Genomic DNA, 25,322 nt, shown 5'->3' on the forward strand with positions numbered 1-25,322 from the left:
ATTCATGACTAAACATCGCTATTTACCGATGACTGACCAAGATCAAAAGGAAATGTTAGCCGCAATTGGAGTTCCTACTATAGATGAGCTATTCAGTGATATTCCACAGAGCGTACGTTTCCAAGGTGAATACAAGATTAAACCTGCTAAATCAGAACCAGCTCTTTTAAAAGAGCTTACTAAATTGGCTGGGAAAAACGCCGATGCAAAGCGCTATGCTTCTTTTCTAGGTGCTGGTGTATACGATCATTATCAACCAATTATCGTTGACCATGTGATTTCTCGTTCTGAGTTTTATACAGCGTATACCCCTTATCAGCCGGAAATTTCTCAAGGAGAGCTCCAAGCAATCTTTGAATTTCAAACGATGATTTGTGAATTGACTGGCATGGATGTTGCCAATTCTTCTATGTATGATGGTGGAACTGCTCTTGCTGAGGCAGCGATGCTAAGTAGCGGGCATACAAAACGTAAGAAAATCTTGATTTCTAGTACGGTTCATCCTGAGTCCCGTGATGTTGTAAAGTCGTATGCGTTGGGACAGCGTGTTGAAGTAGTGGAAATTCCACATCTTGATGGTGTAACCGATTTGGATGCACTGCAAGAATTAATCAGCGACGATATTGCAGGAGTCATCGTTCAATATCCAAATTTCTTTGGGCGTATTGAACCTTTAAAGGAGATTGAAAAAATCGTTCATGAACAAAAAGCGATGTTTATTGTCTCAAGTAATCCCTTAGCGTTAGGCGCCTTAACCCCACCTGGAAAACTAGGCGCAGATATTGTTGCTGGAGATGCTCAACCATTTGGAATTCCTGCAGCATTTGGTGGACCACATTGCGGCTATTTTGCAGTAACGAATAAATTATTGCGTAAAGTACCAGGTAGACTTGTCGGGCAGACCGTTGATGAAGATGGCAAACGTGGCTTTGTATTAACGCTTCAAGCTCGAGAACAGCATATTCGTCGTGATAAAGCAACTTCTAATATTTGTTCGAACCAGGCACTAAATGCTCTCGCTGCTTCCGTAGCTATGACAGCACTCGGGAAAAAGGGTGTAAAGGAAATGGCTGTACAAAACATCCAAAAAGCTCATTATGCGAAAAAAGCTTTACAAGCTAAAGGAATCGAAGTCGTGTTCGAAGGTCCTTCGTTTAACGAATTCGTGATTAAGCTTCCAGCATCGTATCGTGAAATCAATGATCAATTGTTTGCGAAAGACATAATTGGCGGCTATCATCTAGGTTTAACGTACCCAGAACTTCAAGATCACATGCTTGTAGCCGTGACAGAGTTGAGAACAAAAGAAGAAATTGATGCATTTGTACAAGAATTGGGGGATAGCCATGAATAATCAGGATCAACCATTAGTTTTTGAAATGAGTACCGAAGGACGCATCGGTTATAGTCTACCAGAAATGGACGTAGAAGCTATCTCACTTGAAGAACTGCTTCCAACTGACTATATTCGCGTTGAGGAAGCGGAATTGCCAGAAGTATCTGAGCTTGATATTATGCGTCATTACACAGCACTTTCGCATCGTAATCACGGTGTGGATTCAGGTTTTTATCCACTCGGTTCTTGTACGATGAAATATAATCCTAAAATTAACGAAAATGTAGCTCGAATTGCCGGTTTCGCCCATATTCACCCACTTCAAGATGCCAGCACTGTGCAAGGTGCACTTGAGCTCATGTATGATCTTCAAGAACATCTTGTGGAAATTACGGGGATGGATCAAGTCACACTACAACCAGCTGCAGGAGCACATGGTGAGTGGACTGGGTTAATGATGATTCGCGCGTACCATGAAGCAAACGGAGATACGAAACGTACGAAAGTCATTGTCCCGGATTCTGCCCATGGAACAAATCCAGCTTCTGCAACTGTTGCTGGGTTTGAAACGATCACAGTCAAATCCGATGAATTCGGTTTGGTTGATCTTGAGGATTTAAAACGCGTAGTAGGTGATGATACAGCAGCACTCATGCTAACGAATCCAAATACATTAGGATTGTTTGAAGAAAATATTTTAGAAATGGCTAAAGTTGTCCATGATGCAGGTGGAAAACTGTATTACGATGGTGCGAACTTAAATGCTGTACTTTCCAAAGCGCGTCCCGGTGATATGGGCTTTGATGTTGTGCATTTAAATCTGCACAAAACGTTTACTGGACCACATGGCGGTGGCGGCCCAGGTTCTGGACCAGTTGGCGTCAAGCAAGACTTAATCCCGTATTTGCCTAAGCCTGTGCTTATTAAAAAAGATGGTCAATATACGTTTGAATATGACGTACCTCAATCGATCGGCCGTGTTAAGCCATTTTACGGAAACTTTGGCATTAATGTTAGAGCGTACACATATATTCGCTCAATGGGGCCGGATGGCTTGAAAGCCGTGACAGAGAATGCGGTTCTAAATGCAAACTATATGATGAGAAGGCTCGCTGAGTATTACGACCTGCCATACGATAAGCATTGCAAACATGAATTCGTATTAAGCGGCAGACGCCAAAAGAAACTAGGCGTACGTACGCTCGATATTGCCAAAAGATTGCTGGATTTCGGTTATCATCCACCGACCATCTATTTCCCATTGAATGTTGAGGAATGTATGATGATCGAACCAACTGAAACAGAATCAAAAGAAACATTAGATTCATTCATTGAGGCGATGATCCAGATTGCCAAGGAAACAGAAGAAAATCCAGAAATCGTTCAAGAAGCACCACATACGACAGTAATCAAGCGTCTGGATGAAACACTAGCAGCCCGCAAACCAATATTGCGTTATCAATCGTAGCAATAATTAGGAGGGTCTGACCTCACCACTCTATGCACCGTTTATCGTGTCATGTTCACGGTTTAAACGATATATAGTAGATGTGGGGTCTGACCCTTTCCGTTTTGGATACCCTCTTTTTCTGTTTTCTAGAGGTATAGGTATCTCTACTCATTACTTTACTTGAAACAGGAAAATGGAAGGAAATAAAAATAGACAATACGGTAAATAGCGAGCAGAATAGAAAAGATGGTTCTTACCCTAATTCAAATAATCATTGAATAGTCTTTTAGAGGTTATTTAAAAAATCCGATAAAAAACATCAAAGCTCATGAATGACCTTCTGTTAAAACCGCGCACGTCCTGTGCGCAACACAGAAGTCAGCACAACCTGTGCAAGTCCGGTCCTCACGCATTACTCCATCCGCGAAAGGTCTCTCGAGATGAGCTCCTCGAACTTCTCGGCTCTTTTTATCCTCCATTTTGAACACTCACTATTAGGAATAAAAACTTCACCGTATAGTTCTTCTTCATAATATCTTCAACATTCTTTTATTAAATAAGGTTTCCACGAAGTAATAATTATCAATTGACGAGGAAAAGCTTAAATGATATTGTGTATGATATTGTGTAAAAGAATAATTTGTTTATTAAACAAATTAAATGAAATGACTTTTGAAAGGGCTATCAACTTGAGAAGGAAATTTTAAGAGATCATTTCATATTCTTGTTCATACACGATAAATGTTTCTAGCAATTATAAAAAATTTTTTAGTAGGAGAGAAGATAATGAAAGCTGTTATGATTCCTGAAGCACATAAAATTGAAGTATTGGATGTACCTCAACCAGAAATTAAACAAGGCAATGAGGTCCTAGTGAAAATTAAAAGAGTAGGTATCTGTGGTTCAGATATGCATATTTACCACGGCACGAATCCTCTCGCTACATACCCACGGATTGTCGGGCATGAAGTGACTGGTGAAGTTATCGAAATTGGTTCTACTGTTAATGGATTAGCAGTCGGTGACCATGTTGTCATTGAACCAATTAGCTATTGTGGTACATGTTATGCATGTAGAAGTGGAAGACCGAATGTATGTAAAGAGGTATCGGTTTTCGGTGTTCATGAAGATGGTGGTATGAGAGAAATTGTAGTCCTGCCAGAAAAACAATTACACAAAGTTGATCCAGAAATTAGCTGGGATGAAGCAGTAATGGCTGAACCATATACAATTGGCGCCCAAGCTACATGGAGAGGGAATGTGAAAGAAGGAAATACTGTATTTATTCAAGGTGCAGGGCCAATCGGTATTTGTGTTTTAAAAATGGCTAAGCTAAATGGAGCAACCGTTATTATTTCAGATATTACGAATAATAGATTGGAATTTGCTAAAGAAAATGGTGCAGACTACACGATCAATCCTACTGAAGTCGACTTAGAAAGTAAAATCTATGAAATTACCAACAACGAAGGGGCAAATATTGTTATTGATGCAGTGGGTACACCACAAACATTTGAATTAAGTGTTAATGTAGCTTCTGCTGCTGGTAATGTGGTTACATTAGGTTTCAATGAGAAACCGTCTTCTATCGCTCTATTGCCGATTACGAAAAAAGAATTAACGATTACGGGTTCTAGACTTCAAACCAATCAATTTGGCAAAGTTGTACAATTGATCAATGACAAGAAATTAACGCATGATGGTTTAATCACGCATAAATTTCATATCAGTGAAGCAAAAGAAGCATTTGAATTTGTAGAAAAAAACCCTGAGAAAGTTAGAAAAGCTGTCATTATTTTTGACTAAGAAATGAGGAAGGGTAACCTTCTCTAGCTGTCGAGAACCCCTCGGCAGCTTCTATTTTTTTACCTGTCGTTTATCACTGTATACATGTGAAAATATGCACAAGTGGAAGTAGTTTATCAAAGATCGATCCATACTTCGTTCAAGGTCTTTTAAAATATTGGTTGATTTTTACAGCTGATCAATTGCGAAAAAATTATGAAATAAAGGGTTTACATTAACAAAAATGTATTATAGTATACTTGTATACAAGTTAGTTTGAAAATGAAATCGTTTTAAAAGAGTTAACTGCCAAAAGTGGTAAAGCTTAATATTATTTCTAGTTACTTTGGTAGCGTCACCATATTTTAGAATAATGAAAATGATGTAGAGCAAGGATTACAGATCAAGTATTAATCGTTTATGTAATCAAACATAATAGATTACTAAACATGCGGTCAAAATGCCAGCTGGTACTGGTATGCATAAATCTATTAATGAGACGACGGTTTATTGATGAACTAAGAAGACTTTTATCAGGAAGCAATTATCAAAAAAATAGTGAATTAGTTATTCGAAAATTTCCACTTTACTAAAAATAATAAATCACAAGGATGTTAGGAAAGGCGAGAATAAAAATGGACAATAACAAGTATATGCTTGGTGTAGATGTAGGCACAACGAGTACGAAAGCAGTTTTGTTTCGTGAAACAGGTGAAATTATCGCTCAAGAAAACAATGGCTATCAATTATACACACCAAATGTTTCAACAGCAGAGCAAGATCCAGAAGAGATTTTTGATGCGGTCGTACGGTCTATTCGGAATGTCATGCAGAAATCAAAAATTGATCCTAAAGATTTATCATTTCTTTCTTTTAGTACTGCTATGCATGGGGTTATCGCGATGGACGAATTTGATAAACCTTTAACACGTTGCATAACATGGGCAGATAATCAAAGTGAAGAGTGGGCAAAGAAAATAAAACGTGAACTTAACGGTCATGAAATTTATTTGCGAACTGGGACACCGATTCATCCAATGTCTCCTTTGAGTAAAATTGCCTGGTTAACACATGATCGTCCGGAAATTGCAAGCAAAACAAAAAAATACATAGGGATTAAAGAATACTTATTTCACAAGTTTTTCGGCGAATATGTAGTCGATCATTCGCTTGCTTCATCAATGGGATTATTAAATCTTAAAAAACTAGACTGGGATGAAGAAGCGTTAGAAGTAGCGGGGATTACAGCTGATAAATTATCAACTCTCGTTTCCACTACTAAAGTTATGACTGGTTGTTATCAAAATCTAGCTCAAGAGTTGGGTATTTTAGAAACGACACCTTTTGTTCTCGGAGCAAGTGATGGCGTTTTATCTAATATTGGTGTTAATGCAATAAAAGGGGGTGAAGTAGCAATAACCATTGGAACGAGTGGGGCAATTCGTACGGTGATTCCGAAACCACAGACCGATCCAAAAGGCCGAATTTTTTGCTATGCTTTAACTGAAAACCACTGGGTAATTGGTGGTCCAGTCAATAACGGCGGGATGATCTTACGTTGGATAAGAGATGAATTTGCTGCAAGTGAAGTTGAAACGGCGAAACGATTAGGGATTGACCCATATGAAGTACTTACACGTATTGCAAGTCGAGTTAGGCCTGGAGCCAATGGTCTTTTATTTCATCCGTTTTTATCGGGGGAACGGGCACCATTATGGAATTCAGATGTTCGTGGTTCCTTCTTCGGATTAACTTTAAGTCATAAAAAGGAACATATGGTTAGAGCAGCTCTAGAAGGCGTTATTTTTAATCTCTATTCTGTATATTTAGCTTTAGTAGAGGCAATGGATGAGCCTGTTACAAGTATTAAAGCAACAGGCGGATTTGCCAGATCAGATGTTTGGCGTCAAATGATGGCTGATATTTTTGATCAAAAAGTTATCATACCAGAAAGTTATGAGTCTTCTTGTTTAGGTGCTTGTATCTTAGGTTTATATGGACTTGGTAAAATTGAAGATTTTGATGTGGTCGAACAATTAATTGGACAAACACATGAACATAAACCTAATCCTGATCATGTGAAGGAATACCGTAAATTAATGCCTATTTTTATTAATGTTGCTCGTACATTAGAAAAAGAATATGAGCAAATCGCAATGTATCAAAGAAACATAGACGGAGAGTTTTAATAAGTCTTGTATTAGTAAAAATAACATAGTTAGTAGGGAGAAAGAGTTATGCCATTAGTCATTGTCGCATTGGGGATTATTGTTTTACTAGTATTAATCATGAAATTTAATATGAATACATTTATTTCATTAGTTGTTGTTTCATTCTTGATTGCTTTAGCTTTAGGTATGCCAATCAGTGAGATTGTTGCATCCGTTCAACACGGGTTGGGGAACACTCTAGGTGGTATCGCCTTAGTCTTTGGGCTAGGAGCGATCCTTGGTAAATTCATTGCAGATGCTGGGGGAGCCCAACGTATTGCCATGACATTAATTGATAAGTTTGGTGAGAAGAAAATTCAATGGGCTGTTGTAGCAGCTGGATTCATTCTAGGTATTGCCTTGTTCTTTGAAGTAGGTCTCGTCTTATTAATTCCAATTGTTTATCAAATTTCGAAACATTTGAAAATATCGTTTTTATGGTTAGGTATGCCAATGGCGACTGCATTATCAGTTACCCATGCATTCTTACCACCACACCCAGGTCCGACTGTTATTGCTCAAGAATTTGGAGCGAACGTAGGTCTAGTATTAGTTTACGGTCTCATTATTGCGGTTCCAACAGTAATTATTGCGGGTCCTCTATTTACGAAATTTGCAAGAAAATTTGCACCATCGGCTTTTGAAAAAGAACCGATGGGAAGTATGGCTTCCATAGGTAACGCAAAACAATTTAAAATAGAAGATACACCAGGGTTTGGTATCAGTGCTTTCACAGCGTTATTCCCAGTTATTTTAATGGCATTTTCAACAATCGTTACTTTATTTCAAGATGCGTTGAATTTACCAACATTATTTATTGACATTGTGAAAATGATTGGTGCACCAACTACAGTTATGTTGCTTTCTGTATTACTTGCAATGTATACGATGGGTGTAGCACGAAAAATTTCAATGAAACAACTGATGCAATCTGCAGAAGCTTCGATTGCATCCATCGGTATGATGTTGCTCATTCTAGGTGCCGGTGGTTCCCTTAAGCAAGTATTAATCGATGGCGGTGTTGGTGATTATGTAGCAGTTCTTTTTGAAGGTAGTACAATATCACCACTCATTTTAACTTGGCTGATCGCTGCTGTAATCAGACTTGCTCAAGGTTCTGCAACAGTGGCTGCGTTAACAACAGTTGGTTTAGTTATTCCAATGATGACCGGAACAGATGTCAATATGGAATTAATGGTATTAGCAACAGGTGCAGGTAGTATCATTGCATCACACGTAAATGATACTGGTTTCTGGATTGTTAAGGAGTCCTTTGGCTTAACAATGAAAGAGACATTCGCTACTTGGACAGTACTTGAAACACTAATTTCTGTATGTGGTCTTGCGTTTGTTTTAGTTCTTAGTTTATTTGTTTAAGGTAAGACGTCCTTTATTACAAAGTGTAATCGGTTTATTGGGCAAAAAGGATAGCGCTTAAATTAGCGAATAGTAGGAATAGTGACGACTCTTATCATGTAATCATGAATGGTATGTAAAATAGTATTCTGGATAACTGTTTACGCACAGTTTCATGAAGGTACAGTGGGGAGTACCTACATATGAAAAGGTAAACGGAGAAGGTCGTTTCAAACAGCGGAAACAAAAGTGGATGGAATTTTGTTCGATGATGAATAAAGGAATTAGATATGTAGTACTAGTTGTTTAAAAGTGAGAAACGAATATGTTCATAAACTTCATCAGTTGAAAAAGGGTTTTAGGGTCAGACCACATATCTACTATACTATCGTTTAATGAAGTGTCGTTAACACGATAAACGGTATATAGAGTGTGGGGTCTGACCTTTTTTCTGTGGAAAAGGGGCGGGGCTCCGCAAAATCAGCTCCGCACCACCGTGATACAGTTTGAGACCCTGAACCTTTTTCAACGTAGGGTTTGGAGCAGACGCTCATGGTTGTTTTCTATAAAATATTTCATTCTCTTGATAGAATTAGACAAGTCTGGCTGACTTCTAGTGCCAAATCGTTTTGTGAATCGATTGTATAATTCAGAAAATAGTTAAAAATCAAAATGAAACTGTTTACAATTGTCAATGTTTATAATAAAATGTACTTGTATACAAGTACACAACTTATTTTCGTAGGAGAGTGATCTATATATAATGAATTATCCTACATCTTGGTTAACGGGCGTGTCGATTGGCGAGAAGATAGCCTGTGAAGTACGACTAAAAATTATTAGGGGTGATATTGCTGTAGGATCAGTTTTGTCTGAAAATCACTTGGCACAAGAATTTAGTGCTAGTCGCTCACCAGTGAGAGACGCATTACGCGTACTTGCGAATGAAGGTCTGATCCGCTTGGAAAGAATGGGGGCAGTTGTATTAGGCTTAAGTAAAAAGGATATGGAAGAGTTGTATGATGTTCGGATTTTAATTGAGACATATTTACTTAAAGCTTTAAGTAAAACAGATCCAACGAATTTAAGTCTGGAACTAACAAAAGTGATAGACAAGATGACTTTGGCGATGGAACATCGAAATTCGATTGACTTTTCTTATCAGGACTTATTTTTTCATGAATTAATCGTCATTGAATCGAAGCATAAACGATTATTGAGAGTCTGGTATAGTTTAAAGCCGGTAGTTTTGACAGCGCTACTCGTTGCGACAACAAAGCGATTTGAAAAGGATTTTGATGAGATCCAACTATTAATAGACAAACATAGATTAATGATCGATGCGCTCCTTTCACAGGATGATCATTTAATCGAACAGACATTACTCGAACATTTCCAGGATACGAGAACAACGGTCTATGATTCTTTAATGAAAGATGATTTACAATAATAAAAAACACCTTGAGCATCTGATCTAAAGCCCAACGGTGAAAAAAGTACAGGTTCTAAAAATTGCATCACCTTATGAAGGTGGTGGTGCGGAGCTGATTTTGCGAAGCCCCGCCCCTTTCCACAGAAAATAAAAACGCTTAATAGGGGAGAGTCGGTTAGTATGAAAGCTGGTTTGTATCTATCTGAAAAGAAAGTAAGCATTGGAGAATTAGCGAAACCTGTTATTAAGGAAAATGAAGCTCTTATTAAAGTAGCTTATGCTGGTATTTGTGGAACCGATATGATGATTTATTCAGGTAAACACCCACGGGCAAAAGCTCCACTGGCAATGGGGCATGAATTTAGTGGAATGATCGAAGAGATCAATGGCGAAACTCCGTTTAATATCGGTGATCGCGTTGTCATCGAACCGACGATCAGCTGTGGGAAATGTGACGCTTGTTTATCAGGGAATTCACATGTTTGTAGAACGTTACAATTAATCGGGATTGATTCACATGGAGGGTTTGCCGAATACGTGGCTGTACCGCTACACCGTTTACATAAAGTACCGAATTCGTTATCCGATATACATGCGGCATTAGCAGAACCAGTTGCAGTAGGCATCCATACTGTCCGACGTTCTAACGTTAAAGTGGGGGACACTGTTGTTGTATTAGGGGCAGGTCCGATTGGCTTATTAATTGCCTTAACGGCAAAATTGGCTGGAGCGGGTAAAATATTTATTTCTGATATTAGTCCATACCGATTAGGTAAGGCCGAAGAAATGGGATTTATCGCTCTTGACGGTAAAAAAGTAGATGTAGTCGAGCACGTGAAAGAGGCTACGAATGGTGTAGGTGCAGATGTTGTTTTTGAAGTAGCCGGCACAAGAGTAACGGTTGAACAAATGCTTCATGTTTGTCGTACACAAGGACAAATTGTCGTCGTAAGTGTCTTTAAACAACCACCAACAGTTGATCTAGCAGCTATGCATTTCCGCGAATTATCTTTGACAACGACTAGATGTTACAGTTCAGCAGATTTTGCCATGGCGGTCAGTATGATGGCAAGTGGCCAAATTGATGTAACACCGCTGATTTCACACGAACTGCCATTAGAGGAAATTGAAAAAGGGTTTGAATTAATGACTAACCCAGAAGATTCATTAAAAGTATTATTTCGACCACATGCATAATAATGGAGGGAAAAGAACATGTTTCGATTAGATGGTAAAGTTGCCGCGATTACAGGTGCCACAAGAGGGATAGGTAGAAAAATGGCTTTAGCTTTAGCAGAAGCAGGAGCTACAGTAGCCTTACTTCAAAGGAATACGAGTGATGATACTGTACAAAAAGAGATTGAAGCATTGGGACAAAAAAGTGTCATCATCCCGTGTGATTTGGGAAATCAGGCACAAGTAAAAGCGGCGATTCCGACTGTTGTCAAGGAACTTGGTCAAATTGATATTCTAGTCAATAATGCAGGTATTCAACGAAGATCTCCTTCTGTTTCATTCTCTGAAACGGATTGGGATGACGTAATCAATGTGAATTTAAAATGTGTCTGGCTGTTATGTCAGGAAGCCGGTAAATTCATGGTACCTCAAGGTAAAGGGAAGATTATTAATATGGCTTCTTTATTATCCTTTCAAGGAGGTTTAACCGTTCCTGCCTATGCCGCAGCGAAAGGCGGAGTAGCACAATTAACGAAAGCATTAGCCAATGAATGGGCGAAAGAAAATGTAAATGTCAATGCCATTGTTCCTGGCTATATTGCGACAGATATGAATGAAGCATTATTACAAGATGAAACAAGAAATCGCCAAATTCTGGAGCGAATTCCAGCAGGTCGATGGGGACAGGCAGAGGATTTTATGGGATCTGTAGTCTTCTTGGCATCTGATGCATCGAATTACATTCACGGTCATTTATTAGTAGTTGATGGCGGTTGGATGGGAAGATAAAGTGAAACTTCCGTTAGCGATGGGCTTTCGCTAACGGTTAGTTGAACCAATCGGGCATTTACGGACAGTGTTATTATTCAAATACTTCAATTTTTTCTATATAAAATCTTAAAATGAAGGTTTTACTGTCCGTTAATGCGGGATAAGTTGAGTTACGTAAAGTGAAAAGTGGTTGTGATGTTGTTTCGATATTTATCTTTACTTTCGTTGTCTAATCTATCAACTTCAGGTAAGAGCACCCCCTACTCAAGGAATGTGAAGGGAGGGGGTGAGTGGCCTTTTTGCATAGAGGAACACTTGTTCTCGTGATACGATATTCTTGAACAGATTGTTCATTAATAACTGAACATATGAGGTTAGTACGAGAAAGGCTTCGTACCGTAAAATGTTCAAGGTAAAACTAACAGCCAAGGCACACAATTGTGTGAACCCAATAAGCCGAAAAAAGAAGACCCAACGGCAAGACCAATGGGATAGAGGGGTTGGGTGTTTCTAGCACACCACTGTGTCAACGCAACGTACGTTAAGCGTTCAGAAATGTTCGATACGTTAGAAACCCCCACTTCAAATTTTATTAGAAAATGAAGTGGCGGGAGTATTCATCCTATTGGCCTTACCTCAATAAAGCATAATATAAAGCTGAATTGAAAGGGATGTCTTAACGAAACCACAAGTGAAAACTGAACTACCATTAGGAAAAAGGGGGAGGATTTAATAAAAATCAACCTCCTTTTTTTCTTGCCTCGCTCTTTACAAAACCACTTTAATAAACCAGCTAAAGTTCAAATTGAAAGGTAAATTGCTGATAGTTATTTGTTAAATCCCCCTCATATCTACTCGAAATGTCATATCATCAGGAATACATCAGTTTTTCCTAATTAAAAAAAGAACCCATACAAGATGGATTCTTATTTGCCTGTTCTAATTTTTCCAGTCCACTGTTTAAATCCGCCTTTTAATTGGTAGATGTCCGTGTACCCTTTTTTGCGTAATATTTGAGCAGCTTTTCCGCTACGCATACTGTTTTGGCAGTATAAATAAATAGGCTTGTCTTTACGTAATTCTGTAAGGCGCGTCTTGACTTGTGTTAAAGGGATGTTTCTTGCACCTAGTATATGACCGCCCTCGTATTCATTCGGTTCGCGAACGTCAAAAAGTTGTGCTTTACGATATCCTTCAATAAATTCTTCCTGGCTAAGCGGTTTAACTGCACGACGCTGACTGAAAAAATTGAAAAGTGCGTAAGCAAGAAGTGCAATAAGTATAACGAGTGATATAATCCAACTCACGGTAAAACTCCTTTCTAGACTAAGCAACATATAGAGGTTATTCAAAAAGTCCGGTAAAAAAGCGTGCGAATTGCTTCAAAGCTCTGTCTCTCCAGTCCTTACGTAGTACTGTATACGCGCAGGTCCTCTTGAGATGCGCTCCTCGAACTTCTCGGCTCTTTTTATTCTCCTTTTTGAACACGCACATATAGACATTACTTATTATATAATTGAAACGAAACTTAATCAAAAGATTTTTCCTGAAATGGCAGGAATGTTTGTTAAAGTTGAATTTCTTTTGATATTTGGTAAATGTTGATACAATTATACGGTATGGATGAGCATTCTATTTTACGTCTTCCTATTATTCAATAGAGAATGACAGATGTACTATGGGAGGATTTTATGGGAAAGCAAACGTGGGCATTTATTGATTCAGGAAACAGCACACCAGCGTTTAATATGGCATTGGATGAAGCGTTGTTGAATTGGCATAGTAATGGGGAGATTCCACCAGTCGTAAGGTTTTACGGTTGGAATCCGGCAACTTTATCGATCGGCTATTTCCAAAGAGCGGAAAAAGAAATAAACATAGCAGAGGTAAAGAGACAAGGATTAGGCTTTATACGCAGACCTACAGGGGGCAGGGCTGTTTTACACGAACATGAACTTACATATAGTGTAATTGTGAACGAAGAATATCCAGACATGCCCAAAAATGTGACAGAAGCATATCGAGTAATCTCAGAAGGGATTCTAATGGGTTTCAGAAATCTTGGGCTAGATGCCTATTTTGCTGTACCGTCTACTGAAAAGGAAAAAGCAGCATTGAAGGAACCTAGAACTTCAGTTTGCTTTGATGCGCCAAGCTGGTATGAGCTTGTCGTTGAAGGCAGGAAAGTAGCGGGAAGTGCCCAGACGAGACAAAAGGGAGTCATCTTGCAGCACGGATCGATCTTGCTCGATATGGATGATGAGAAACTGTTTAGTCTTTTTAATTTTCCGAATGAACGAGTGAAGGAACGGATGATGAAAAGCTTTAAAAGTAAAGCTGTTGCCATCAATGACTTACACACAAGAAAAATAAGCTTAGATGAGGCAAAGGATGCTTTTCACAAAGGGTTTGCTACTGGTTTGAATATTAATCTTGAGCCTCTCATCCTGACAAAAGACCAAGAAAAAGAAGTAACTAACTTAGCGCAAGATAAATATGAAGCAGATGAATGGAACTTTATGAGATAAGATGAAACATCGGATTAAAAAATGGCCTATGGTTTTTCATCGGTTCACTTGCAATGTTTTCAATCAATGACTTCTCCATAGGATTCACATTGATAATGTGGGTTTCCTATAACAAAAGGTCAGCTCCCGCAACCACAATATACAGTTCACATTAAACGTAAGTACCACTATGAACTGTGTATAGAGTGCGTAGTCTGACCCTTTTGGTCTCTCATTATTTATTATCAGTTGTACGTGAACAAGGGCTTACTTATTTGATCCAAATCTGTTCTAACTCTCAGGTGTTGAGCTTTTTTAGATTCTCATTATTGACTATAAAGTTCTTCGAAAGAATCGGCAAGAGCGTACCAATGCTGTGCTTTTATTTCATTTAATTGTTCCGTAAGTCTTAGTGACAACATACTGTCGCTCACATGGAATTTTGTTAGTGGTTTACTATTTTTCAAGTTTTCGACTATCTTAAATAGCATCTTCTGGTAGGTTTCTTTAAATTCTCTATATTTTTGCGGGTGTTTTTCACATAATTCATTATATTGTGAGACCACATAATGAATTTGGACGAAATTAAGGGGCTTATGTTCTAATGCTAATGCTAGCACATCAAAGTTAGGGAATTTTTCCATGAATTTATATAAATTACCCATTGCCTCAGGAAAATTATTTGAAGATGTCGGGTGCTCCTGATGATAGCAAAATGTTGAAGGATCAATTATGAAGCGAGCACCATCTTTATAAAAACGATAGCCAAGTTCCCAATCCTCTGCCCCATAACCAAGAAATGATTCATCAAAATACCCAACTTTATCAAGCTGTTCTTTGCTGACTGATACATCACCTGTTAGAAAGGCAATATAAGGTAGTGTATAATCACTTAAATCCATCCCAAATTGATTTAATCCATTCGTTAGCACCTGAGTAAAATACCAGTTTGGAAAGGATAAATTTTTAAAGCGATTTTCATCAATGTCTTTTTTTGTGATAAGAGGGAATGACATGTTGGAAGTGTGATGATTTTTTTTATATTCCTTATAGGGAAAAATAAAATAAGGATCGCGTGGAACAAAGTCATCAATATGTTCCCATTGCTGCCTATTGAAGCTAGAAGTTAAAAAAGTATAGATCCCCCGATAGTGCATGGCACCAGTTACTACTACATTTTTATCATGTACGTGGTGTTTATAATGATTTTCAACGAAATCAGGTTCTGTTAGCATTTCTCCGTCGAGGAAGATAATGACTTCTCCCTCTGAAAGTTTGATCCCTAAGTTACGGGCACGCGATCTACCTTGATTTATGAAAGGTCGAACATATTTAAATTTAAAGGGAGGATCGAATTCTTTAGGAATTCTAGCCGTTTGGTCATTGGAACAATCGTCTATTAAGATTACCTCGAATTCAGAGAAATCAAAGGTTTGTTTTAACAAGCAATAAAGCGACAATGAAACATATTCATATTTATTAAATGAAGGCATAATAATACTTACTTTTATGTTATTCAGTTCTTTATTTTTGACAATTAATTCGTAGTTCTCAGTTTGCTGGCTATTATCTAGTGGCTCGATCTCAGCTTGCTGGCTATTATCTAGTGGCTCGATCTCAACTTGCTGGCTATTATCTAGTGGCTCGATCTCAGCTTGCTGGCTATTATCTAGTGGCTCGATCTCAGTTTGCTGGCTATTATCTAGTGGCTCGATCTCAATCTGCTGATTATTTTCTAGCGTCTCGATTTCAACTTGTTGTCTTTTTACTAACTGCTTGTTATCAACTATTTGTCTATATCCTAACGGCTTATATGCAACCTGTTGTTTTTTTATTAGCCTTGTGTTTCCAAGCGTTTGCTTTTTTACTACCTCATTGTGTATGAATATATTCTTATTTGTTTTTTTATTAGCATTCCCCATTTTTACTATTTCCTCCACATCCACTGAATAATAATATAGAGTATGAATCATTTCTTATTTTGATATTGGACTCATTCATCAGTTTTACAAACTTTGACAAAAGTAATCAAGTCTTTGTACAAAAATATTTTAATTATGTTAGGCGATTTACTAAAGGAGAACCAGCTGTGCATAGCTAGGCGACATGTTACTAGTTTAAATAAGGTTCACTCTGAATTCATTCAGGAATCAGTTTTCGATATAATCTGTCAGATAATTTGTCTTTTTATGATCTAACAATGGAACTTCTTAAGCAGGTTTTTTATTTTGTTTCTTTTTCCCATGAGACTCTTCTGAGATTTCGGACAGAATAGAAGTATTGTTTGCTTAGAAGAGGTGTCTTTAATTGATGGAAAACCAGGAGTTCAGTGATCATAAAGTTAGCACTTGGTGTATTGTTAGTATGGCATCGATTCCGCTTGTGATGACATTAGGAAACTCAATGCTCATTCCGGTGCTGCCCGTTTTTGAGGAAAAGGTAGGAATTACTTCGTTTCAATCGAGCATGATTATTACAAGTTATTCAGTTGCGTCGATTTTTCTTATTCCAGTTGCCGGTTATTTGTCTGATAAAATCGGCCGAAAAAAAGTGATAGTGCCAAGTTTGATTTTAGCGTTGATTGGCGGGCTGATTGCTGGTTTTGCTTCATGGAAATTGGAGAATCCATATATGGTGATCATTATCGGCCGGATCCTTCAAGGAATCGGTGCATCAGGCGCCATGCCGATTGTGCTGCCTTTAGTAGGGGATTTATATCAAGCAGATGATGAAAAAACTAGCTCCTGTTTAGGAATCATTGAAACCTCAAACACATTCGGAAAAGTACTAAGTCCGATATTAGGCTCACTATTTGCAGTTTTTCTGTGGTTTCTGCCTTTTTTCTCTATTTCCTTTTTTAGCTTCATTTCGATTGTGCTCGTTTTTTTCTTTATTAAGAGTCCAAAGGAGAAAAAAGAGCCAAGAAAATTTAAAGAGTTTATGCGAAAGACAAAGCAAACCTTTAAAATTGAAGGGAAATGGCTATGTACCATTTTTATCATTGGTGCGTTTGTTATGCTCGTTTTATTCGGTGTCTTATTCTTTCTTTCAGAAAATCTAGAAAAAATTCATCACATAAAAGGTGTGCGAAAAGGCTTCGTGTTAGCGATTCCACTTTCTCTACTTTGTATATCCTCATTTGTGACAGGAAGAGCAATCAAAGGGAATATTGCTATGATGCGGAAAATCGTAATGGTTAGTCTATTTCTCTTAGCTATTAGCGTCGTTTTTGTAGGCTATATACATGAAAAACTATTCTTGCTTCTCGTTATCACAAGTGTCTTAGGGGGAGCAATCGGAGCGATTCTTCCAGCACTGGATGCGATGATTACCGAAAATATTGCGAAAGATGAGCGAGGAACGATCTCGTCGTTCTATAGCTCCGCTCGCTTTATCGGAGTTGCGGCTGGCCCCCCGGTGATGTCATTGCTTATGAAGAATTATTTGAACATGACGTATATTGTTACAGGGGTCTTAAGTATTTGCATTCTTTTTTTAGTATTTAAGTTTATCAAGAGTAAACCAGAGAAAGAAATAGGACCTTCGCCAGTATAAAAGCGAGGTTTCCTGAAAAAGAATCTAATCCTTTCGTTGTGAGATAGCCTTTATTTTTTAATTATCGGAATGTATGTTCGTTTTATTGTAAGTCGGATGTACAAATCCATCATTTAATCAAAAGAAACAGTAATAAAATCCTCAGCTCCGGATTAAAAATGTAACAAGACCGGATGATGGGGGAGGACTTCAATGATTATTGATGGGGTATTTTCCGGTGGTGGAATTAAGGGGTTTGCTTTAGTTGGAGCCGTTCAGGTGATGGAAGAACAAGGGTTTGTCTTTAAACGATCTGCAGGAACGAGTGCAGGGTCAATCATTGCGGCTTTACTGATAGCTGGGTATACGGGTGAGGAAATGAAAGAAATTTTGAATGAAACGAATATTGAAGAGCTATTGGATCCACGGAGAATCTTACCTATTCCATTTGTGAAATGGCTGATGCTGTATCGGAAAATGGGATTATTTAAAGGGGATGCACTTGAAAAATGGATTGCAGCTAAGCTTGCTAAGCGCGGCATTGTTACGTTTGGCGATATTCCATATCAATCATTACGGATTATTGTAAGTGATATTACGAATGGACAGTTAGCGGTATTGCCAGATGATCTTGATAAGTATGGCGTAAATCCACTTGAATTTCCAGTTGCAAAAGCTGTGAGGATGAGTTGTAGCATTCCTTATTTTTTTGAGCCAGTTAAATTAAAATGGCGTCAGTCGAGCAGTTTATTTGTAGATGGCGGGATTTTAAGTAATTTTCCGATGTGGCTATTTGAAACTGAAGAAGGTAAGAAAACGCGTCCAGTTATCGGAATGAATCTAAGAGGGGATGGGCTTGGCAAAAAAGTAGATGAAATCAATAACGCTGTGGAAATGTTTGCAGCACTTTTTAAAACAATGAGAGATGCACACGATTCTCGATATATATCGAAAAAAGTAGCCCAAAATATCTTGTTTATTCCGATGACGGGGATATCGGCTACTGATTTTCATTTAACGGAAGACAATAAAGAGATGTTAGTTGAGCGAGGGAGAAAGTGTGCAGAGACTTTTTTAAAAAACTGGACGTATTAATTCTCTATAATGTGTGTTCAAAAAGGAGGATAAAAAGAGCCGAGAAGTTCGAGGAGCGTATCTCGAGAGGGTCGGACTTGCATAGGATGTGCTGACTTCTGTGTTGTGCACAGGACGTGCGCGGTTTAACAGAAAGGTCATTTATGAGCTTTGAAGCAATGCGCAAGCATTTTTACCGGACTATTTGAACATCCTCTATAAAACTCAAAGAGCATCTTTCCCAACTAAAACGATAAAAAAGGTTCGGATTTTCAAATTGAATCACTATGAAGGGCGGTGCGGAGCTGATTTTGCGAAGCCCGCACCTTATCTATAGAAAAAGAAAAAATCGGACTGCTTAAAAATGCGCCCGATTTTTCTTTTTATTTTTTTTACCTTCAATCACGGTCAAATGGATATCAGATTTCTTTCTGATTCGATTTTTCTTTGTTGAGTTTGCAGCTTTTGAAAAACTAGTGATATTGCTTTTACTCTTTGTTCTTTTCTTTGTCTTTCTGGCAGCTTTCTTAAAAGCTCTTTGCCCGGCATTCCCATGTTTGTCTTGTGTAATCATGCGATATATGAAAAAGATAGCGCAAGCAATAACGATCATGACGATGATATTTCGCAAAAAACCAACTGGATCATTTACGACTTTGGCAAATAACCCGAAAATTCCCAAGGCGATGATTCCGTAAATTATATAAGACAATGAACGATTCAACAAAGACACCTCCTTAAGAGCATCATGAGCAAATCTAAGTCATTTTAAACGCCCGAAGGAAAATTAATTTTCCTGACATGGGATATTCTCTTAAACTTTACACGATATCTTCGTTTTTTAAATCTTGTTCAGTACGACTTTCCAATTTCATCAACTCGTTAAAGGAAGCAAGTGCCACTTCAACTTGTGTGTCATCAGGCTCTTTCGTTGTCAGCAATTGCAACCATAATCCAGGGTACCCTAAATAACGAAGCACAGGTACATCTCTTAATTTATTCGTAAGCTGAAGAACTTCGAAAGATATTCCGAGGACGACTGGAATTAAGGCAATTCGACTGACGACTCTTGACCAAAGCGGTTCAGTTGGTACAAACATATAAACAAAGATGCCAACAACGACTGTGAAAAGAATGAAGCTACTGCCACAACGGTAATGAAGCCGAGAAGAAGCTTGAACGTTTTCAACACTTAGAGGCTTACCACTTTCGAAGCAGTTGATCACTTTGTGCTCTGCACCGTGATACTGAAATACTCTCTTGATCAGCGGCGTTAAGGATACAAAATAAATATAGACAAGTAATAGAAGTAGTTTGAAAGCTCCTTCCACTAAAATTTGGGAAGTATGACTTTGGAAAATCGGTCGAGTTAGCTCAGCTAAAAACATGGGAACTAGCGTGAAAATAAACTTACCAAACAGAAAGGAGATGATTCCGATGGCAGCGACACCTAGCCACATTGCAAGCTTAGATTCCTTTTTTGACTCATTTACTTTTCCGGGTTCTTCTGGTGCATCTTCTTCAAATTGCTCGGTTGAAAAATTTAAGTGTTTAGATCCGGTAGCGCTCGAGTCAATAATCGCCACAATACCGCGCAGAAACGGAATTTTTTTTAAACGTTGCAGGAGGGGCTTGCTTTGTCGCGGCAGGTGATAGTAGTCAATGGTTGAATCTTTCCGGCGTACGGCTGTTACGGTATGATGTTTGCCGCCAAACATAACCCCTTCAACAACGGCCTGCCCGCCATATGCAGGTTTTTTTGTATCAGACATTGTAGACACCAACTTATCCTTATATTTACTGGTTTTTCATCTAGTGTTACTCTCTTATTCATGTATGAACAGGTCGCTCTATTTATGAAGTAATATGGTAAATAAACCTGTTATTGATTGATAAGATCAAACATCCTTCTAAGAAGAAACTCCACGCATTTTGATGTTCTCTTAATCATACAAAACTAACCAGTTTTTTGCAATAACGACGTGCTTATAATGAAAGAAAAAAATGCTTGGTCAATACCCTGAAAAATAACGGTGGCATTGAATGGGCGCTTAACAACAAATCTCTGCTAAAATCGGTCATTTCCAATCCAAGTCCAATTATGAGACCTTCACGCATAGGCTGATATACACCAGATGGAAAAAATCCATTTTGAGCCTGCGAATTAAAAATGCGGAAATGATTCCATCGCTTATGGGACATACTAGTAACGGAGGTGTTATGTGTATGTCGAATAGACCGAAACAAGTGAACGGCGTCGTATACCATGAATCAATCTTAAGGGATGTTTTTGTTATTGGCGTATATGGAGGTTTCCTTTGGTGTGCGGTCGGACTTGTTGCTGCTTTTTTTCATTTTATGGATGTTAGTCCAAAGTTTATTTTTACATCTTGGTCAAATGCTGCTTGGATTCATACTTGGCTTGGGGCAGTGGTGACTCTCATTATTTATAGTATTGTATCCATTGTTTTTGCGTACCTGTACTATGCCCTTTTTCGTAAAGTGAATCATATTTCTGCTGGGATTGTGTACGGAGCTCTTTTATGGCTTATTTTTATCCTGATCCTTCAACCGATCTTTCCTGACCTGCCTTCTTTTTCAAAAATGACAGCAGATACAGGGATTACAAGTATATGTTTATTTATCTTATATGGGGTATTTGTAGGGTATTCAATTTCTTATGAATATGGGGAACTACAAAGGGCGTTAAATAGGGATAAATCTGAGGAGGAGACGAGCTGAAATTTGTAAAAGGTAGTAAGATAATTCGCAATTATGATAGAATATTGATGGTGAGCACTAAAAGGTAGCTGGAGTTAAGGGGGGAGTGGGACATGGGGAAAATTTTGTTAATAAATGGGCCTAATCTAAATAGGCTGGGGAAACGGGAACCTAAGCATTATGGAAAAGTGACATTACGTGATGTGGAGAAGAGTGTTGCAGACTTGGCTGATGAGTTGAAGCTTGAACTAAGCTGTTATCAGTCTAATCATGAAGGGGATATTATCGATAAACTACACTGGGCAGAGGATGCCGGTTTTGCAGGGATTATTATCAATCCTGGAGCATTTACACATTATAGCTATGCAATTCGTGATGCAATAGCAGGAATTGATGTTCCAGTTATCGAAGTACATATATCTAATATCCATGCACGGGAAAGTTTCCGTCATGTTTCTGTAACAGCCCCAGTCACAGCTGGACAAATTGTCGGTTTAGGTGTCAAAGGCTATCTACTTGCCTTAAGAGCCATCGAAACGATAATAAAGTGAAACTTTCCCTCAGTGGGGGGCTTACTGTCCATTAAAGCAGGATAAAGGAGAGATAGTTATGGAGAAACTAGAGAGATTCCGCTCACAATTGGCTAAAAAAGGCGTGGATGGCTTTTTAATTACGAGTACATACAATCTGCGCCATATGACGAATTTTACCGGAACCGCAGGTCTTGCTTTGATATCAGCAAATGAAGCGAAATTTATTACAGACTTCCGCTATGTGGAGCAAGCAGGTAATCAAGCGACTGGGTACGAGGTTGTTCAGCACAAAGGGACGATCATCGAGGAAGTGGCTAATCAAGCGAAGAAGATGGGGATTAAACAACTTGGTTTCGAGCAAGACCATATGACATTTGCGACATTTAAAGCATATGAAGCTTTAGTAAATGCCCAACTTGTACCTGTATCAGGGATGATCGAGAATTTACGCTTGATAAAGACTTCTTCAGAGATTAATATATTAAAGGATGCTGCTGCGATTGCAGATGCTGCATTTACACATATTGTTGAATTTATTCGTCCTGGGATATCCGAGCTGGACGTTTCAAATGAACTTGAATTCTTTATGAGAAAACAAGGTGCCACTTCTTCATCCTTTGATATCATCGTGGCTTCTGGGAAAAGATCGGCTCTGCCACATGGTGTTGCAACAGATAAAATCATTGAAAACGGTGATTTTGTCACGCTTGATTACGGTGCTTATTATAACGGGTATGTATCAGATATTACGCGCACACTTGCAGTTGGAGAACCAGCTGCAGAGCTAAAAAAAATCTATGATATTGTTTTAGAAGCACAGTTACGGGGTATGGCTGGAATTAAACCAGGCATGTCTGGAAAAGAAGCGGATGCCCTTACTCGAAACCTCATAGCTGAGAAAGGCTTTGGTGAGTATTTTGGCCATTCAACGGGACACGGCATTGGGCTTGAAGTGCATGAAGGTCCTGCGCTTTCTCTCAAATCCGAAACAATTCTTGAACCAGGAATGGTTGTAACTTGTGAGCCGGGAATATATGTGCCTGGTTTAGGCGGTGTTCGTATTGAAGATGATACGATCATTACAGTGGAAGGTAATGAAGCATTAACACATTCAACAAAAGAATTAATTATTTTATAAGCAAGCAGGAGGAAAAAAATGATCTCAGTTAATGATTTTAAAACAGGTTTAACCATTGAAGTAGATAATGGCATTTGGCAAGTTATGGAATTCCAACACGTTAAACCAGGTAAGGGCGCTGCATTTGTTCGCTCTAAGCTTCGTAATCTTCGTTCTGGAGCTGTTCAAGAAAAAACATTCCGTGCTGGTGAAAAAGTAGCAAAAGCACATATTGAAAACCGTAAAATGCAATATCTTTATGCAAGTGGAGATGTTCATGTTTTCATGGACAACGAATCGTATGAACAAATTGAGCTTCCAGAAACAAATATCCAATACGAGCTTAAATACTTAACAGAAAACATGGAAGTACATGTTATGACTTTTGGAACAGAAACGCTTGGTGTTGAGCTTCCAAAAAACGTAACGCTTGAAGTAGCGGAAACAGAACCAGGAATTAAAGGTGATACATCTTCTGGTGGAACGAAATCAGCTACACTTGAAACGGGTCTAACTGTACAAGTGCCATTTTTCATTAACCAAGGCGACAAGTTAATTATTAATACAACTGAAGGATCTTATGTATCTCGTGCATAAGGCTTAATGTGGGTGTCTTAAAAGGGTCAGACCACGCACACAATACACAGTTCATTGAACTGTATATTGTGTCGCGGGGTCTGACCCTTTTTGTTATCCCGTATTAACGGGCAGTAAAACCCCCACTGATTGAAGTTTCACTTCATGGAATATCTTTTTAATTTTTTTAAAAGTGTGGCGTAAGTTAATAAGAGTTATCTCCTATTCTTGTCATAAATTCATGAATCAAACATACATTTTAACAAATGATTAGCTGTAAATAGGAGGTTTCGGGCATGGATACGGTGTATACTCTATTGCCGAAGAAATTGGAGGAGCAATTTAGGAAAATTCCACTGTCAATGGCAAATAAAGTTGAAGAACTACGGATTCGAATTGGACGACCTCTTGAAGTGATTATCGAAGGTAGACCAACCTTTTTACCATATTTGGTTCATGATGAAGACGCTAAGCAGCTGCTTCATCATATTAGCAAATTTTCTTTATATGCTTTAGAAGAGGAATTAAAACGAGGGTATATCACAGTAAGTGGTGGTCATCGAATTGGACTTGCAGGTAAGGTTATTCTTGAAAATGGAGCGGTAAAAGCGATCAGAGATGTGTCGTCCTTTAATATTCGAATTGCGAGACAGAAAATTGGGACGGCAGAGAAATTGATTCCAAGTCTATACACTGACGAATGGCATCATACGATCATCATCGGTGCGCCTCAAACAGGAAAGACGACGCTTTTACGTGATATAGCAAGAATTATTTCAACTGGATGTGAAAGCAGACATATCCCACCTAAGAAAGTCGGTATCGTTGACGAGCGTTCTGAAATCGCCGGGTCAGTTCGGGGGGTGCCCCAGCTTGATTTTGGGCCGCGGGTGGACGTGCTTGACGGATGTCCAAAGGTTGAAGGAATGATGATGCTCATTCGTTCCATGTCGCCAGATGTGTTAATCGTTGACGAAATCGGTCGCCCTGAGGATACGGCTGCGGTGTTGGAGGCGGTTAATGCAGGAATTAAGCTCGTGATCACTGCACATGGACGAACATTGGCTGATTTAAAAAAACGTCCGTATATGGCACAAATCCTTAATCAACACATATTTGAACGCTATATCGAATTAAATAGAAGAGATAAATCTGGCTGGGGCTGTAAGGTCCTTGATGAGACAGGAAATGCTGTCCCGACATTGGAAGTGTCAAAGAATGATTAAGTTCATTGGTGCAGCGCTCATCGTATTTGCTACAACCTGGGTCGGGTTTGAATTAGCCCGTGTGTTAAGACAAAGACCAAGAGAATTACGACAGCTTAAGTCAGCGCTTCAGTCTCTGGAAGCGGAAATCATGTATGGACAAACACCGTTAACGGAAGCTGCTTTTAAACTTTCTAAGCAATTGCCAAAGCCTCTATCCCATTTTTTTGAAAGCTTTGCTGACAAGCTGTCAGGTGGTGAAACGACAGTAAAGACTGCTTGGGAAACGAGTTTAAAACGAGTATGGAAACAACTTGCCCTTAAGCAAGGTGAATACGAAATACTTGTCCAATTCGGTGAGACGCTTGGTCAGCATGATCGTCTTTCTCAGCAGAAACAGATTCAATTGGCCATGATTCATTTGGAAAGAGAAGAAAGTGATGCCACAGACCGTCAAAATAAGTATGAAAAGATGATGAAGAGCTTCGGCTTTTTATCGGGTGTGTTGATAATCATTTTGCTGTTGTAGCAGGAATGGA

At 38.6% G+C, this 25,322-nt stretch carries 22 protein-coding genes; 18 read left to right on the plus strand and 4 right to left on the minus strand.

The window, feature by feature from the left end; genetic code table 11:
- The first annotated feature begins 4 nt into the window (after nt 1-4).
- The 9 genes from gcvPA to ACIQZI_RS05165 all read left to right on the plus strand — a co-directional run bounded on the left by gcvPA (nt 5) and on the right by ACIQZI_RS05165 (nt 11,534).
- On the plus strand, nt 5-1,354 hold the full coding sequence (gene gcvPA / locus ACIQZI_RS05125) for an aminomethyl-transferring glycine dehydrogenase subunit GcvPA (protein ID WP_403070141.1): 1,350 nt from the start codon (nt 5-7) through the stop codon (nt 1,352-1,354).
- Entirely contained in the window at nt 1,347-2,804 is a 1,458-nt protein-coding gene (gene gcvPB / locus ACIQZI_RS05130; RefSeq protein WP_403070144.1) for an aminomethyl-transferring glycine dehydrogenase subunit GcvPB, read from the plus strand. Before gcvPA ends, gcvPB begins: the two co-directional genes overlap by 8 nt.
- 768 nt (nt 2,805-3,572) lie before the next feature.
- The gene (locus tag ACIQZI_RS05135) at nt 3,573-4,592 is read left to right on the plus strand and encodes a zinc-binding alcohol dehydrogenase family protein (protein WP_403070147.1); all 1,020 of its coding nucleotides are present in this window, start codon (nt 3,573-3,575) and stop codon (nt 4,590-4,592) included.
- A gap of 632 nt (nt 4,593-5,224) precedes the next feature.
- The gene (gene gntK, locus ACIQZI_RS05140) at nt 5,225-6,760 is read left to right on the plus strand and encodes a gluconokinase (RefSeq protein WP_403072052.1); all 1,536 of its coding nucleotides are present in this window, start codon (nt 5,225-5,227) and stop codon (nt 6,758-6,760) included.
- Nucleotides 6,761-6,808: 48 nt separating this feature from the next.
- A complete protein-coding gene (locus ACIQZI_RS05145; protein WP_403070150.1) occupies nt 6,809-8,158 on the plus strand; it encodes a gluconate:H+ symporter in 1,350 nt (449 codons plus the stop codon).
- Nucleotides 8,159-8,312: 154 nt separating this feature from the next.
- Nucleotides 8,313-8,447, plus strand: a complete 135-nt coding sequence (locus tag ACIQZI_RS05150; RefSeq protein ID WP_403070153.1) for a hypothetical protein — start codon at nt 8,313-8,315, stop codon at nt 8,445-8,447.
- 453 nt (nt 8,448-8,900) lie between these two features.
- Nucleotides 8,901-9,587 carry a GntR family transcriptional regulator gene (locus tag ACIQZI_RS05155; RefSeq protein WP_403070156.1) on the plus strand — a complete coding sequence of 229 codons (687 nt, stop codon included), beginning with the start codon at nt 8,901-8,903 and terminating at the stop codon, nt 9,585-9,587.
- Between the two features lie 162 nt (nt 9,588-9,749).
- Nucleotides 9,750-10,766, plus strand: a complete 1,017-nt coding sequence (locus ACIQZI_RS05160; RefSeq protein ID WP_403070159.1) for a zinc-dependent alcohol dehydrogenase — start codon at nt 9,750-9,752, stop codon at nt 10,764-10,766.
- 18 nt (nt 10,767-10,784) lie between these two features.
- On the plus strand, nt 10,785-11,534 hold the full coding sequence (locus tag ACIQZI_RS05165; protein ID WP_403070162.1) for an SDR family oxidoreductase: 750 nt from the start codon (nt 10,785-10,787) through the stop codon (nt 11,532-11,534).
- A gap of 908 nt (nt 11,535-12,442) precedes the next feature.
- Here the strand turns inward: ACIQZI_RS05165 and ACIQZI_RS05170 are convergent.
- Nucleotides 12,443-12,853, minus strand: a complete 411-nt coding sequence (locus ACIQZI_RS05170; RefSeq protein WP_062178093.1) for a rhodanese-like domain-containing protein — start codon at nt 12,851-12,853, stop codon at nt 12,443-12,445.
- Between the two features lie 354 nt (nt 12,854-13,207).
- Between ACIQZI_RS05170 and ACIQZI_RS05175 the strand changes: the two genes are divergently transcribed.
- A complete protein-coding gene (locus tag ACIQZI_RS05175; protein WP_403070166.1) occupies nt 13,208-14,044 on the plus strand; it encodes a lipoate--protein ligase family protein in 837 nt (278 codons plus the stop codon).
- A gap of 305 nt (nt 14,045-14,349) precedes the next feature.
- Here the strand turns inward: ACIQZI_RS05175 and ACIQZI_RS05180 are convergent, their stop codons facing one another.
- A complete protein-coding gene (locus ACIQZI_RS05180) occupies nt 14,350-15,945 on the minus strand; it encodes a glycosyltransferase family 2 protein (RefSeq protein WP_403070169.1) in 1,596 nt (531 codons plus the stop codon).
- A 388-nt stretch (nt 15,946-16,333) separates the two neighbouring features.
- Here ACIQZI_RS05180 and ACIQZI_RS05185 point away from each other — a divergent pair, with 388 nt between their 5' ends.
- A complete protein-coding gene (locus tag ACIQZI_RS05185) occupies nt 16,334-17,578 on the plus strand; it encodes an MFS transporter (RefSeq protein WP_403070172.1) in 1,245 nt (414 codons plus the stop codon).
- 192 nt (nt 17,579-17,770) lie between these two features.
- The gene (locus ACIQZI_RS05190; RefSeq protein WP_403070175.1) at nt 17,771-18,652 is read left to right on the plus strand and encodes a patatin-like phospholipase family protein; all 882 of its coding nucleotides are present in this window, start codon (nt 17,771-17,773) and stop codon (nt 18,650-18,652) included.
- Nucleotides 18,653-18,989: 337 nt separating this feature from the next.
- On the opposite strand, the gene ACIQZI_RS05195 is transcribed toward ACIQZI_RS05190, so the two are convergent.
- Both ACIQZI_RS05195 and ACIQZI_RS05200 read right to left on the minus strand, forming a co-directional pair.
- Complete coding sequence (locus tag ACIQZI_RS05195) at nt 18,990-19,355, minus strand: SA1362 family protein (RefSeq protein ID WP_403070178.1); 366 nt, start codon at nt 19,353-19,355, stop codon at nt 18,990-18,992.
- A gap of 97 nt (nt 19,356-19,452) precedes the next feature.
- Nucleotides 19,453-20,403, minus strand: coding sequence for a DUF1385 domain-containing protein (locus ACIQZI_RS05200; protein ID WP_403070181.1), 951 nt, complete (start codon nt 20,401-20,403; stop codon nt 19,453-19,455).
- Nucleotides 20,404-20,857: 454 nt separating this feature from the next.
- Here ACIQZI_RS05200 and ACIQZI_RS05205 point away from each other — a divergent pair, with 454 nt between their 5' ends.
- The 6 genes from ACIQZI_RS05205 (at nt 20,858) to spoIIIAB (ending at nt 25,312) form a co-directional block, all read left to right on the plus strand.
- Nucleotides 20,858-21,373 (plus strand): YqhR family membrane protein, encoded by a 516-nt coding sequence (locus ACIQZI_RS05205; RefSeq protein WP_062178110.1) that lies wholly within the window; start codon nt 20,858-20,860, stop codon nt 21,371-21,373.
- Between the two features lie 92 nt (nt 21,374-21,465).
- Nucleotides 21,466-21,903 (plus strand): type II 3-dehydroquinate dehydratase, encoded by a 438-nt coding sequence (gene aroQ / locus ACIQZI_RS05210; RefSeq protein ID WP_403070184.1) that lies wholly within the window; start codon nt 21,466-21,468, stop codon nt 21,901-21,903.
- Between the two features lie 58 nt (nt 21,904-21,961).
- A complete protein-coding gene (locus ACIQZI_RS05215) occupies nt 21,962-23,023 on the plus strand; it encodes a M24 family metallopeptidase (RefSeq protein WP_062178116.1) in 1,062 nt (353 codons plus the stop codon).
- Nucleotides 23,024-23,041: 18 nt separating this feature from the next.
- Nucleotides 23,042-23,599 (plus strand): elongation factor P, encoded by a 558-nt coding sequence (gene efp, locus ACIQZI_RS05220; protein WP_403070188.1) that lies wholly within the window; start codon nt 23,042-23,044, stop codon nt 23,597-23,599.
- Between the two features lie 275 nt (nt 23,600-23,874).
- Nucleotides 23,875-24,804: a stage III sporulation protein AA gene (gene spoIIIAA, locus ACIQZI_RS05225; RefSeq protein ID WP_403070191.1), complete on the plus strand. Its 930-nt coding sequence runs from the start codon at nt 23,875-23,877 to the stop codon at nt 24,802-24,804.
- On the plus strand, nt 24,797-25,312 hold the full coding sequence (gene spoIIIAB / locus ACIQZI_RS05230) for a stage III sporulation protein SpoIIIAB (RefSeq protein ID WP_403070194.1): 516 nt from the start codon (nt 24,797-24,799) through the stop codon (nt 25,310-25,312). Before spoIIIAA ends, spoIIIAB begins: the two co-directional genes overlap by 8 nt.
- The last annotated feature ends 10 nt before the right edge of the window (nt 25,313-25,322 follow it).

Origin of the sequence: Peribacillus sp. NPDC096379 (assembly GCF_044762875.1) — a bacterium.
In the GTDB taxonomy this organism is placed as follows: Bacteria; Bacillota; Bacilli; order Bacillales; family DSM-1321; genus Peribacillus.

Bases quoted from the DNA above. Each gene is read 5' to 3' on its own strand.
- gcvPA (WP_403070141.1), top strand. From the start codon at position 5: ATGACTAAACATCGCTATTTACCGATGACTGACCAAGATCAAAAGGAA.
- gcvPB (WP_403070144.1), top strand. From the start codon at position 1,347: ATGAATAATCAGGATCAACCATTAGTTTTTGAAATGAGTACCGAAGGA.
- ACIQZI_RS05135 (WP_403070147.1), top strand. From the start codon at position 3,573: ATGAAAGCTGTTATGATTCCTGAAGCACATAAAATTGAAGTATTGGAT.
- gntK (WP_403072052.1), top strand. From the start codon at position 5,225: ATGCTTGGTGTAGATGTAGGCACAACGAGTACGAAAGCAGTTTTGTTT.
- ACIQZI_RS05145 (WP_403070150.1), top strand. From the start codon at position 6,809: ATGCCATTAGTCATTGTCGCATTGGGGATTATTGTTTTACTAGTATTA.
- ACIQZI_RS05150 (WP_403070153.1), top strand. From the start codon at position 8,313: ATGAAGGTACAGTGGGGAGTACCTACATATGAAAAGGTAAACGGAGAA.
- ACIQZI_RS05155 (WP_403070156.1), top strand. From the start codon at position 8,901: ATGAATTATCCTACATCTTGGTTAACGGGCGTGTCGATTGGCGAGAAG.
- ACIQZI_RS05160 (WP_403070159.1), top strand. From the start codon at position 9,750: ATGAAAGCTGGTTTGTATCTATCTGAAAAGAAAGTAAGCATTGGAGAA.
- ACIQZI_RS05165 (WP_403070162.1), top strand. From the start codon at position 10,785: ATGTTTCGATTAGATGGTAAAGTTGCCGCGATTACAGGTGCCACAAGA.
- ACIQZI_RS05170 (WP_062178093.1), bottom strand. From the start codon at position 12,853: ATGTTGCTTAGTCTAGAAAGGAGTTTTACCGTGAGTTGGATTATATCA.
- ACIQZI_RS05175 (WP_403070166.1), top strand. From the start codon at position 13,208: ATGGGAAAGCAAACGTGGGCATTTATTGATTCAGGAAACAGCACACCA.
- ACIQZI_RS05180 (WP_403070169.1), bottom strand. From the start codon at position 15,945: ATGGGGAATGCTAATAAAAAAACAAATAAGAATATATTCATACACAAT.
- ACIQZI_RS05185 (WP_403070172.1), top strand. From the start codon at position 16,334: ATGGAAAACCAGGAGTTCAGTGATCATAAAGTTAGCACTTGGTGTATT.
- ACIQZI_RS05190 (WP_403070175.1), top strand. From the start codon at position 17,771: ATGATTATTGATGGGGTATTTTCCGGTGGTGGAATTAAGGGGTTTGCT.
- ACIQZI_RS05200 (WP_403070181.1), bottom strand. From the start codon at position 20,403: ATGTCTGATACAAAAAAACCTGCATATGGCGGGCAGGCCGTTGTTGAA.
- ACIQZI_RS05205 (WP_062178110.1), top strand. From the start codon at position 20,858: ATGTCGAATAGACCGAAACAAGTGAACGGCGTCGTATACCATGAATCA.
- aroQ (WP_403070184.1), top strand. From the start codon at position 21,466: ATGGGGAAAATTTTGTTAATAAATGGGCCTAATCTAAATAGGCTGGGG.
- ACIQZI_RS05215 (WP_062178116.1), top strand. From the start codon at position 21,962: ATGGAGAAACTAGAGAGATTCCGCTCACAATTGGCTAAAAAAGGCGTG.
- efp (WP_403070188.1), top strand. From the start codon at position 23,042: ATGATCTCAGTTAATGATTTTAAAACAGGTTTAACCATTGAAGTAGAT.
- spoIIIAA (WP_403070191.1), top strand. From the start codon at position 23,875: ATGGATACGGTGTATACTCTATTGCCGAAGAAATTGGAGGAGCAATTT.
- spoIIIAB (WP_403070194.1), top strand. From the start codon at position 24,797: ATGATTAAGTTCATTGGTGCAGCGCTCATCGTATTTGCTACAACCTGG.